This is a genomic window from Massilia sp. ST3 (genome assembly GCF_018119405.1).
Taxonomy (GTDB): Bacteria; Pseudomonadota; Gammaproteobacteria; order Burkholderiales; family Burkholderiaceae_D; genus Telluria.
This window is the reverse complement of sequence record NZ_JAGPWC010000116.1, coordinates 1-9,772: the sequence shown is the minus strand read 5'-3', so window position 1 is coordinate 9,772 and position 9,772 is coordinate 1. Positions and strand designations below refer to the sequence as shown.

General features: G+C 66.4%; 10 protein-coding genes and 1 pseudogene. 8 read left to right on the top strand and 3 right to left on the bottom strand.

All coding sequences use genetic code 11. The annotated features are described in order from the left end of the window. Positions 1-93: 93 nt before the first annotated feature. Positions 94-654: a TlpA disulfide reductase family protein gene (locus KBW98_RS23055; RefSeq protein WP_211522504.1), complete on the bottom strand. Its 561-nt coding sequence runs from the start codon at positions 652-654 to the stop codon at positions 94-96. Continuing rightward, the gene (locus tag KBW98_RS23050; protein ID WP_211522507.1) at positions 651-1,283 is read right to left on the bottom strand and encodes a hypothetical protein; all 633 of its coding nucleotides are present in this window, start codon (positions 1,281-1,283) and stop codon (positions 651-653) included. The genes KBW98_RS23055 and KBW98_RS23050 overlap by 4 nt, the downstream gene beginning before the upstream one ends. A gap of 116 nt (positions 1,284-1,399) precedes the next feature. Here KBW98_RS23050 and mpl point away from each other — a divergent pair, with 116 nt between their 5' ends. From mpl to KBW98_RS23035, 3 genes are read left to right on the top strand one after another with little or no spacing between them, the layout of a single operon-like run. Continuing rightward, positions 1,400-2,734 carry a UDP-N-acetylmuramate:L-alanyl-gamma-D-glutamyl-meso-diaminopimelate ligase gene (gene mpl / locus KBW98_RS23045; RefSeq protein WP_229429376.1) on the top strand — a complete coding sequence of 445 codons (1,335 nt, stop codon included), beginning with the start codon at positions 1,400-1,402 and terminating at the stop codon, positions 2,732-2,734. Beyond that, positions 2,731-3,309, top strand: a complete 579-nt coding sequence (locus KBW98_RS23040; RefSeq protein WP_211522502.1) for a YqiA/YcfP family alpha/beta fold hydrolase — start codon at positions 2,731-2,733, stop codon at positions 3,307-3,309. The genes mpl and KBW98_RS23040 overlap by 4 nt, the downstream gene beginning before the upstream one ends. Before the next feature lie 10 nt (positions 3,310-3,319). Then, positions 3,320-3,904, top strand: coding sequence for a chorismate lyase (locus KBW98_RS23035; protein WP_267876154.1), 585 nt, complete (start codon positions 3,320-3,322; stop codon positions 3,902-3,904). Positions 3,905-3,937: 33 nt separating this feature from the next. Here KBW98_RS23035 and KBW98_RS24250 read toward each other — a convergent pair. Beyond that, positions 3,938-3,985 (bottom strand): annotated as a pseudogene (locus KBW98_RS24250) (hypothetical protein); the annotation flags it as partial. A gap of 80 nt (positions 3,986-4,065) precedes the next feature. Between KBW98_RS24250 and KBW98_RS23030 the strand changes: the two are divergent. From KBW98_RS23030 to corA, 5 genes are all read left to right on the top strand, one after another. Further along, positions 4,066-5,934, top strand: a complete 1,869-nt coding sequence (locus tag KBW98_RS23030) for a ribonuclease catalytic domain-containing protein (RefSeq protein ID WP_373888996.1) — start codon at positions 4,066-4,068, stop codon at positions 5,932-5,934. Positions 5,935-6,256: 322 nt separating this feature from the next. After that, positions 6,257-7,111 (top strand): TonB family protein, encoded by an 855-nt coding sequence (locus tag KBW98_RS23025; protein ID WP_211522505.1) that lies wholly within the window; start codon positions 6,257-6,259, stop codon positions 7,109-7,111. Next, on the top strand, positions 7,108-7,920 hold the full coding sequence (aroE, locus tag KBW98_RS23020; protein ID WP_211522500.1) for a shikimate dehydrogenase: 813 nt from the start codon (positions 7,108-7,110) through the stop codon (positions 7,918-7,920). Before KBW98_RS23025 ends, aroE begins: the two co-directional genes overlap by 4 nt. Before the next feature lie 8 nt (positions 7,921-7,928). Continuing rightward, positions 7,929-8,639 (top strand): monofunctional biosynthetic peptidoglycan transglycosylase, encoded by a 711-nt coding sequence (mtgA, locus tag KBW98_RS23015; RefSeq protein ID WP_211522499.1) that lies wholly within the window; start codon positions 7,929-7,931, stop codon positions 8,637-8,639. Between the two features lie 106 nt (positions 8,640-8,745). Continuing rightward, positions 8,746-9,711 carry a magnesium/cobalt transporter CorA gene (gene corA / locus KBW98_RS23010; protein WP_211522498.1) on the top strand — a complete coding sequence of 322 codons (966 nt, stop codon included), beginning with the start codon at positions 8,746-8,748 and terminating at the stop codon, positions 9,709-9,711. Positions 9,712-9,772: the final 61 nt, after the last annotated feature.

Here is a 9,772-nt window from a genome sequence, read left to right as displayed (position 1 = left end):
CCCCCACCACCCCCCCCCCCCCCCCCCCCCCCCCCCGCCCCCCCCCCCCCCCCGGGGGGGCCCCCCCCCCCCCCCCACCCTACGTCAAGGTGATTATCCGTTCAGTTTGGCCAGATCGGCGCGCAATTCGTCGAACTTGAGCTTGCCCAGGTAAGTCTTGCGCACCTGTCCGTCGGCGCCGATCAATACTGTATACGGCAGGCCGCCCGCGGTATTCCCGAATCCGCGCGAGAGCTCGGTGCCGCCCATGCCGCCCACATACAGGGGATACGCGATTTTCAGTTTCGCGGCGAATTCGGCCATGTTCGACGGCGAATCGATGCCGATGCCGATCACATTGAAGCGCTTGCCGCCATCCTCGCCCGCGAGGGCCGACAGTTCAGGCATTTCCTGCACGCAGGGGGCGCACCAGGTGGCCCAGAAGTTCACCAGCAGCGGCTTGCCCTGCCATTGGGCCAGGGCCTGCGGCTTGCCCTCGAGGTCGTTGAGCGACTGGGCGAACAGTTGCTGCACCGCCGTGTGCGGCTTGCCGCCGGTCGGGGCATAGGCCGTGGTGTGGGGCTGAGGGTCTTTCTTGTTGATGGCCACGAGCGCGCCCATCACGCCGAACATGGCGGCAACGGCCGCATAGGCGGCCACGTGTTTCTTGTTCATTCGTCCTGTTCCAGGGTCGCATCGGAGCTCAAGAGGGCGCGCAGGCCGGCGGCGTCGACCCGCTGCAGGCGGCCGTCGGCACGCGGCTTGAGTGCGCCGCGCAGGTCGTGGAACTCGTAGAGCTCCGCGTGGACGTCTTCCTTGCCCCACATGAAGCTCACGGTCTCGACCGGCGCATGGCGGCCCCCCTTGAAATGCGGGGTTTCCGAGATCTCAATATTAACATTGCGGTTGAGCAGGTAGATTTCCACCTCCTTGGCGCTGTCCGCGAACAGCTGCAGGTGGATGGCGTCGTGCTCGCCCGCCGTGCCGTTGAGCACCGCGCCGGTGAGGTAGGGCCGGAACTCGGACAGGGCATCCATCACCTGCAGGGCGGTGGCGCGCAGCCCGGCCAGGCGCACGCCGTGGTCGGGGCCGCCGAACAGGGCCAGGTACTTGCGCACCTCGTCCTCGATCTGGCCGTCGTCCGGCATCATGTTGGGCTTGGGCTCGTCGACGCCGAGCACCTGGCGCGCGGCCTTGCGCCTTGCCGTCGCGTAATCGGCGCCATCCTGGGCAATCATGCGCGCAGCCGTGAGGGCGATCTCGGCGCGCAACTGGAGGAGATCGTTGTTCTGGGTCGGCATCATCATGAGGGAAATCATACTCTGAACGGAAAAAAGGAGCGGCTCGGGTAGAATCGCGTATTCGTCATTCGGACCTACTTGCCATGCACATTCATATTCTTGGTATTTGCGGAACTTTCATGGGCGGCCTGGCGGTGCTGGCCAAGGAAGCCGGCCACCGCGTGACGGGCTGCGACGCCAACGTCTATCCCCCGATGAGTACCCAGCTCGAAGCCCAGGGTATTGAATTGATCCAGGGCTACGGTCCGGAACAGGTCTCACTCAATCCGGACCTGTATGTGATCGGTAACGTCATGACCCGCGGCAACCCGCTGATCGAGGAGATCCTGAACCGCGGCCTGAAATATGTGTCCGGCCCGCAGTGGATCGGCGAGCACATCCTGCGCGACAAATGGGTGATGGCCGTGGCCGGCACCCACGGCAAGACCACGACCACCTCGATGCTGGCCTGGATCCTGGAAGACGCCGGCTATGCGCCCGGCTTCCTGATCGGCGGCGTGCCGATGAACTTCGGCATCTCGGCGCGCCTGCACGGCGACAAGCCGAGCGACTTCTTCGTGATCGAGGCCGACGAATACGACACCGCGTTTTTTGATAAGCGCAGCAAGTTCGTGCACTACCACGCCAAGACCGCGGTGCTGAACAACCTCGAATACGACCACGCCGACATCTTCCCGGACATCGGCGCCATCGAGACCCAGTTCCACCACCTGGTGCGCACCGTGCCGGGCGTGGGCCGCCTGGTCGTCAACGGCGACGAAGCCTCGCTCGGCCGCGTCATCAAGCGCGGCTGCTGGAGCGACAAGGAGACCTTCGGCGCGGCCGAGGGCGTGAACTGGAGCCTGATCGAGCACCCGGGCGGCTCCAGCTTCGACGTGCTGTTCAACGGCGAGATGCAGGGCACGGTGCACTGGGACCTGACCGGCCACCACAACCGTTCCAACGCCATGGCGGCGATCGCCGCCGCGCGCCACGTCGGCGTGCCGGCCGCCCAGGCCATCGATTCGCTGTCGCGCTTCCAGAGCGTCAAGCGGCGCATGGAAGTGCGCGGCGTGGTCAACAACGTGACCGTCTACGACGACTTCGCCCACCACCCGACCGCGATCGCCACCACCGTGGGCGGCCTGCGCCAGAAGATCGGTACCACGGGGCGCATCCTGGCCGTGCTCGAGCCGCGCTCGAACACCATGAAGCTGGGCGCGATGAAGGATGCGCTGCCGGGCAGCCTGAAGGACGCCGACCTGGTGTTCGGCTTCGGCAGCCAGCAGGCCCTGGGCTGGTCGCTGGCCGACGCCCTGAAACCCCTGGGCGCCATCGCCCACAGCTTCGACCAGCTCGACTACCTGGTGCAGGCGGTGGTGCAGGCGGCCCAGCCGGGCGATCACATCCTCGTGATGAGCAACGGCGGCTTCGGCGGCGTGCACCAGAAACTGCTGGACGCCCTGGCTCCATGATTCTTTATTTGCACGGATTCCGTTCGTCCCCGCGTTCCTTCAAGGCGCGCGTGGTGCAGAAAAGGCTGGAGGAAATGGGCCGCGAGCGCGAGCTGATCTGCCCGCAGCTGCCGGCCTCGCCGAAGGCGGCGATGGAGCTGGCCCTGCTGCTGGCCGAGCGCCATGCGCCGCACGACCTGTCCATCGTCGGCTCCTCGCTGGGCGGCTTCTACGCCACCTGGCTGGCCGAGCGCCTGGACGTGCCGGCCGTCGTGATCAACCCTTCCGTGAATCCGCTCAAGAACCTGGAGAAGCACGTCGGCGTGACCACCGCCTGGCATTCTAGCGAACCCTTCGAGTTCAAGCAGGAGTACATCGATGAACTGGCCGCGCTGCGCGTGCCGCGGATCACGAAACCGGAGCGCTACTTCCTGTTGGCGGCGACCGGCGACGAGGTGCTTGATTACCGCGACATGGTGGCCCACTATGCGGGCGCGCGCCAGCATGTGATCGAGGGCAGCGACCATGCGATTTCGGAATTCCCGCAGTATGTGGACGAGGTACTGGCTTTCTGCAGACAAGGCGTGACGCAGTGAGGGGCGCGCATTGAGAAGTCGTAGTTCGCTGCGCCTGGCGGCCTGGCAGCCGCATTCCCTTGCCGTACGCGCGCCGGCGCGCATGCACGACTGGCTGACGACGCCCGGCTCGCTGACCGCGCGCCTGGTCGCCCACAGCGAGCGCTTCCGCGTGCACAAGCTGCACCAGAACAGCGCCCTGTGCCTGGCGGACGAAGCGCGGGCGATCGGCCTGCCGCGTCCGGAGCGGGTGTGGGAGCGCGAAGTGCTGCTCGAGTGCGACGGCCGCCCGGTGGTGTTCGGCCACACGGTGGTGCCGCGCCGCTGCACCGCGAGCGACTGGCCGCTGTTTTCGGCGCTGGGCGAGCGTTCGCTGGGGACGACCCTGTTCTACGACCCCAAGGTCGAGCGGGGGCAACTGGAATTCGCCCGCCTGCGCGCGGGCCATCCGCTGGTCGAACGCGTGCGCGCGGCGGCCGGCTTGAGCGATGAACCTGTTTACTATGCGCGGCGCTGTGTCTATCGCCGCCGTCAAGGACTGCTGCTGGTCACCGAGGTATTCTTGCCGGCGGTATTGGATCTGGTGGCGTCCGCACCATTAAAGAACACGAAATAAACATGAATCTATTCTTCGAAGAGTCGGGCGATTTCAAGGCCGGCAGCGTATTGTCGACGGCGGGCGAGGCCTACCAGGTCGAGCTCCCGAGCGGCAAGCGCACCAAGGTCAAGGCCAAGGATGTGCTGCTGCAGTTCGACAAGCCCGACTCCCAGGCCCTGATGGACGCCGCCAAGGGCATCGCGGCCGAGGTCGACCTCGACTTCCTGTGGGAAGTGGCGGGCCAGGAGGAATTCGGTTTCGCCGAGCTGGGCGCCGAGTATTTCGGCCACGCGCCGCTGCCGCTTGAAGCCGCCGGCCTGATCCTGGCCCTGCACAACGCCCCGATCTACTTCTATAAAAAGGGCCGCGGGCGCTACAAGGCCGCGCCCGAAGCCTCCCTGAAAGCCGCGCTGGCCGGCATCGAGAAGAAAAAGCAGCAGGCCCTCATCCAGGCCGGCTATGTCGAGGAGCTCAAGGCCGGCAAGCTGCCGCAGTCCATGCAGCCCCTGGTGCACCAGCTGCTGTTCAAGCCGGACAAGAACACCATCGAATACAAGGCCCTGGAAGCGGCCGCCGACGAGCTGCAGACCACGGCCCAGCGCCTCATGCTGGGCAACGGCGGCCTGGCCTCGCCCAAGGAACTGCACATGGCGCGCTTCCTGTTCGAGCACTTCCCGCGCGGCGCCGGCTTCCCGCAAGTCGAGGTGCCGAAGGCCCCGGGCGAGCTGCCGCTGGCCGATGTCGCCGCCTTCTCGATCGACGACGTGACCACGACCGAGATCGACGACGCCTTCTCGGTGGCGAAGCTGGACGACGGCACCGTGCGCGTCGGCATCCACATCGCCGCGCCGGGCCTGGGCATCCGTCCGGACGACGCCATCGACAAGATCGCGCGCGCGCGCATGTCGACCGTCTACATGCCGGGCGATAAGATCACCATGCTGCCGGACGAGGTGGTGGACGCCTTCACCCTGGCCGAAGGCAACGATTGCCCGGCGCTGTCGCTGTACGCGGTGCTGAACCCGCAGGACTGGAGCGTGGTCTCGACCGTGACCCGCGCCGAGCGCGTGCCGGTCAAGAGCAACCTGCGCCACAACGACCTGGACGCCGTGGTCAACGAAGAGACCCTGGCGAGCGGCGAGGGCGACTATCCGCACAAGGAAGAACTGGGCTTCCTGTGGCAGTGGGCCCTGCAGCTGGAAGCGGGCCGCATGAAGAAGCGCGAAGCCTTCGGCCTCAAGCCCGAGCAGGCCAACCGCGTCGACTTCAATTTCTATGTCGACGACGACGTGGTCAGCATCGTGCGCCGCAAGCGCGGCGCGCCGCTGGACAAGATCGTGGCCGAGCTGATGATCTTCGCCAACAGCACCTGGGGCAAGCTGCTGCACGACTCCGGCGTGCCGGGCATCTACCGCTCGCAGACCCCGGGCGCCGGCGGCTGGGCGGCCAAGATGCAGGTGCGCATGGTGACCCACGCGGCGCCGCACCAGGGCCTGGGCGTGGACCAGTACGCATGGAGCACCTCGCCGCTGCGCCGCTACACCGACCTGGTGAACCAGTGGCAGATCCTGGCCTGCGCAGAGCATGGCGTGACCGCGCCACTGGTGGCGCCGTTCAAGCACCGCGACGCGACCCTGTTCTCGATCGTCTCGGCGTTTGACGCGGCCTACTCGGCCTACAACGACTTCCAGCAGAACATGGAGCGCTACTGGTGCCTGCGCTGGCTGGGGCAGGAGCAGGCCAAGCACGTCGACGCCGTGGTGCTGAAGGACGAGATCGTGCGCCTGACCGAGATCCCGCTGGTGGTGCGCCTGCCGGGCATGCCGCAGGTGGCGCGCGGGGCCCAGGTGCGCCTGGACATCGTGCGCTGGGACGAGGTCGACCTGACCCTGGAAGCGCGCCTGCTCGAGGTGGCGGCCGCGCCGGCGGCGGACACGGAACTGGTGCTGGAGGAAGAGGAAGATACGGGCGAGGCGGCGGTGGCCGAGGTCGTCGAAGCCGAAGGGGCGGTGGCGGCGGTGAGTCCGGATCCGACGACTACTGCTTGATCCAGGTTCCCGCTGCGCGGGAACGAGAGAGCTTGACTTGGGCGGGACAATGCCAGTGGCATTGTCCCGGCCTCCACCGGGACGACGTATCAAGCGCTAGCGGCAAGCTTATGCACGTCATCCCTGCGCAGGCGGGGACCCAAGTTCCCCACCGAAGTCGCCCTCTTATCAAATAGCAAACAGCTGCAAAAACCCAACTGTTGCATCCCCGCCCAAGCTCCCCGTTCCCGCACTAGCGCGGTAGAATGATCGGATTCCCTGATTCAACAGCCCCACCGGCCCCCCGCAGCGCGTGAAGTCTCTCCAACAAAACCGTCCCCTGATGATCGCCCTGGCCGTCTCCGTCGCGGCCCATGCAGGATTGCTGGCCGTGCGCTTCGCGGCGCCGGATGCGTTCCGCCAGCAGCCGGCCGATCCGGGCCTGGAGGTGGTGCTGGTCAACGCCAAGCATGCCAACGCCCCCAGCAAAGTCGACGCCCTGGCCCAGGCCAACCTGGACGGCGGCGGCAATGCGGAGGCCGGGCGCGCCAAGTCGCCGCTGCCCGACCTGCGCAAGGTGGAGGACGGCGACAGCATCAAGGCCCTGCAGCGCCGCATCGCCGAGCTGGAGCAGCAACAGCAGGACGTGCTGACCCGCATGCGCCGCTCGCAGTTCAGCGCGCCGCCGGTGACGGAAAAGGACAAGCCGGACCCGAGCCGCACCGGGGCCGACAACCTGGAAACCAGCCGCGCCATCTCGCGCGCCGCGGCCGAGATCTTCGAGCGCATCGAGGAAGAAAACCGCCGCCCCAAGCGCACCCAGATCACCCCCAGCACGCGCCAGGTCGGCTACGCCCTGTATTACAAATCCATGCAGAAGCGGGTCGAGGAAGTCGGCACCCTCAGCTTCCCCCAGCAGAACGGACGCAAGCTGTATGGCGAGCTGGTGGTCTACATTCCGATCTTCCAGGACGGGACCATCTACATGAAGGACGGCGGCCCGCGCGTGGAGCGCAGCTCCGGCAATGCGGCGCTGGACAAGGCGGCGCTCGACATCGTGCGCCGCGCCGCGCCCTTCGGCGCCTTCCCGGCCAACATGCGCTCGCGCGGCAGGGACGACCTGTGGGAAGTGGTGACCCGCTTCCGTTTCACCCGTGAAGACAAGATGCAGGCGGAACTGCGCGGAGACGCCCCGTGACGGACAAGTATTGCGTGATCGGCAACCCGATCGCCCACAGCAAATCGCCCCAGATCCACGCCGCCTATGCGGCCGCTACGGGCCAGGACATCAGCTACGAACGTTGCCTCGCGCCGCTCGACGGCTTCGAGGCCACCGTGCGCCGCCTGGTGCAAGAGGGCTATCGCGGCGCCAATGTCACCGTGCCTTTCAAGCTGGAAGCCTTCCGCCTGGCCACCCGGCTCGAGGCGCGCGCGCGCGCGGCCGGCGCGGTCAACACCCTGGTCTTCACGCCGGAGGGCGAGGTCGTCGGCGACAATACCGACGGCGCCGGCCTGGTGGCCGACATCGTGCGCAACGCCGGCGTGCCGCTGCAGGGCAAGCGCGTCCTGATGCTGGGCGCGGGCGGCGCGGCGCGCGGCGCCATGCTGCCGCTGCTGCTGGAAGGCCCGCGCGAACTGGTGATCGCCAACCGCACATTGGCCACGGCCGAGGCGCTGGCGCGCGATTTCCCCGAGTACGCCGGCCGCATCGCGGTGCGCGGCTTCGCGCAGGTGGAGGGGGCCTTCGACGTGGTCGTCAACGCCACCTCGGCCAGCCTGGCGGCCGACCTGCCGCCGGTCCCGGCCTCGGTGTTTTGCCAGGAGACCCTGGCGTTGGATATGATGTACGGAAATAAACCGACCGTGTACATGGCGTTCGCCGCCAGCCATGGCGCCCGGGTGCGCGACGGCCTGGGCATGCTGGTGGAGCAGGCTGCCGAGGCCTTCGCCCTCTGGCGCGGCGTGCGGCCCGGGACGGCGGATGTCCTGAAATCGATGCGTCAATAAGAAGAACAATGAGCAAAACGCGCAAGACTGGTGGCCGCCGCTGGGCCAAGTGGATCTTCCTGGGCCCGATCCTGCTGGTGCTGGCGATCCAGCTGTATTTCTTCGGCATGGTGTGCTGGTACGCGATGTTCAATCCGTCCTCGACCAGTTTCATGCGCCAGCAGTTGTCCGAACTGCGGGAAAAGAACCCGAACGCCAAGCTCAAGCACCAGTGGGTGCCCTACGAACGCATCTCGAACAACCTCAAGCGCGCGGTGGTGGCCTCGGAAGACGCCAATTTCAGCGACCACGGCGGCGTGGACTGGGAAGCGATCGAACGGGCCTACGAGCGCAACAACCGGCGCAGCAAGGTGGTGGGCGGCGGCTCGACCATCACCCAGCAGCTGGCCAAGAACCTGTTCCTGTCCGGCTCGCGCAGCTACCTGCGCAAGGCCCAGGAGATGGTGATCACCTTCATGCTCGAGACAGTGATGAGCAAGAAGCGCATCCTCGAGGTCTACCTCAACGTGGTCGAGTACGGCCGCGGCGTGTTCGGCGCCGAGGCGGCGGCGCGCCATTATTTCAAGACCTCGGCGGCCAACCTGACATCGGCCCAGGCGGCGCGCCTGGCGGTGATGCTGCCGAATCCGCGCTATTACGACAAGCACCGCACGACGAATTACCTGGTGCGCCGCACCAACGCCATCCAGCGCCAGATGCGCTTCGCGGATTTGCCGTAAGCCCGGCCAGCGAATTTCCGCTGGAAATTGTCGTTACGGGGTGGCCGCGTTCAGGGCCTCTCGGTTACACTTGCGCTAGTTTTCGTATCCGGCCGAGAAAAAGCGCATGATCAACGTATTTGTCCTACAAAATGGCCGACTGAACCAGGTAACGATCGCCTCGCACGAGGATCTCGAGAACGTCGCGCCCGTCTGGGTCGACCTGACCGATCCGACCGAGGAAGAGCGCACCTGGGTCAAGGCCGCCTATGGCGTCACCTTGCCGGACGAGGACGAAGTGCAGGACATCGAGGCCTCGGCGCGTTACTACGAAGCCGAGAACGGCGACCTGCACCTGCGCACCGACTTCCTGCTGGAAGAAGAGGACGGCCCCTCGCGGGTCGTGACGGTCGCGTTCATCCTGTCCGGTAAAAAGCTGTTCTCCATGCATAGCGACGACCTGCCGGTCTTCCGGCTGGTGCGCATGCGCGCGCGTTCGCGCCCGGGCTCGATCGAAGACTACATGGACGTGCTGCTCGACCTGTACGCCACCGACGCCGAATACTCGGCGGACGCGCTCGAAGGCATCTACGAGAGCCTGGAAGAAGTGTCGATGCGGGTGCTGCAGAAGGAATTCACCGACCAGGACGCGGCCGCGGCGCTGAATGCGATCGCGCACGAGGAAGACTTGAACGGCCGCATCCGCCGCAACATGATGGACACCCGCCGCGCGGTCAGCTTCCTGATGCGCGGCCGGCTGCTGAACGCCGACCAGTTCGAGGAGGCGCGCCAGATCCTGCGCGACATCGAATCCCTGGACGGCCACACCTCTTTCCTGTTCGACAAGGTCAACTTCCTGATGGACGCCACCGTCGGCTTCATCAACATCAACCAGAACAAGATCATCAAGATCTTCTCGGTGGCCTCGGTGTGCTTCCTGCCGCCGACCCTGATCGCCAGCATGTACGGGATGAACTTTACCTTGATGCCGGAACTGAACTGGCGCTTCGGCTATCCCTTCGCCATGGCCTTGATGGCTACGACGGCGATTGCGCCGCTGCTGTACTTCTACCGGCGCGGCTGGCTGAAATAGGCATCGTAGGGTTGGGGGGGGGGGCCCCCCCCCGGGGGGGCGGGGGGGGGGGGGGCCGCCG